This is a genomic window from Rhizobium sp. 01T444 (assembly GCF_056398305.1).
In genome coordinates, this window is the sequence record NZ_JBFTPD010000096.1 from 1 (window position 1) to 1,054 (window position 1,054).

1 protein-coding gene is annotated in these 1,054 nt (G+C 69.0%); it reads right to left on the bottom strand.

The window, feature by feature from the left end:
• Nucleotides 1-153: 153 nt before the first annotated feature.
• Nucleotides 154-1,054 (bottom strand): amidase (locus AC1DTN_RS37295; protein ID WP_477925117.1); only part of this gene is annotated, 901 nt, incomplete at its 5' end.

The following is a 1,054-nucleotide window of genomic DNA, read 5'->3' on the forward strand; positions in this document are numbered from 1 at the left end:
GGATGAGCCTGCCCACTTCGAGCAGTTCAAGGTAGTGCAGGTCGGTGTTCGGCATGGGATGGGTGCTCCTCTCGATGGAAGGGTCCAAGGTAGCGGCGATCCGCCGATGTCGCTTGGACTGCGGCGCCACGTCGATGTGCTGATACCGCCAAGTCACGAAAGCAGCGGCGCGCGGGTGTGGAACCCGGTCGCCTGCTGGAAGGCATGGCCGGTGCGCAGCAGCGTGGCCTCGTCGAAGGGCCGGCCGATGATCTGCATGCCGATCGGCAGACCGTCGGGATCGAAGCCGCAGGGGACGTTGAGCGAAGGCAGGCCCGTGAGACTCGCCACGCCCGTGAACTGCATGATGGCCGAGAGCATGTCTTCTTCCACGCCGTTCTCGATGACGACCCTGGTCTCGCCGACACGGGTGGCGGCGAAGGGCAGCGTGGGGCAGATGAAGACGTCCACCGTCCTGAAGGCCGCCAGGAACTCGCCGCGCAGCAGCGCGCGATAGCGCTGCGCCTGCAGGTAGTGGGTGGCGAGCAGCAGTTCTCCGGTCTCCAGCAGGGTGCGCACATCCTCGCCGTAGTCGCCGGGGCGCTCGCGCAGGTCGCGCTGGTGGTAGGTGCTGGGCTCGGCCGATTCGATGGTGAGCTGCGCCGAGATGTTGCCGTGGATGTTGCGGATGTCGACGTCGACGACCGTCGCGCCCAGTTCGACGAAGGTGGCGAGCGCGGCCTTCACCGCATCGCGCACCGGCGCCTGCAGGTGCTCGAAGAAATAGCCCGGCACGACGCCGATGCGCAGCTTGCGGCAGCCGCCCGCGAGTTCGCGCAGGTAGTCGTCGCAGGCCCGCGGCGCGCTGGCGGCATCGCGGGCGTCGAAGCCGGCCATGGCGCCGAACATCAGGGCGCAGTCCTCCACCGTGCGCGTCATCGGACCGGCGGTGTCCATGCTCCAGGCCAGCGGGACGATGCCGTGGTTGCTCACGCGCCCGTAGCTGGGGCGCAGGCCGACGGTGCCGTTGACGGCCGACGGCAGGCGGATCGAGCCTCCGGTGTCGGTGCCCACG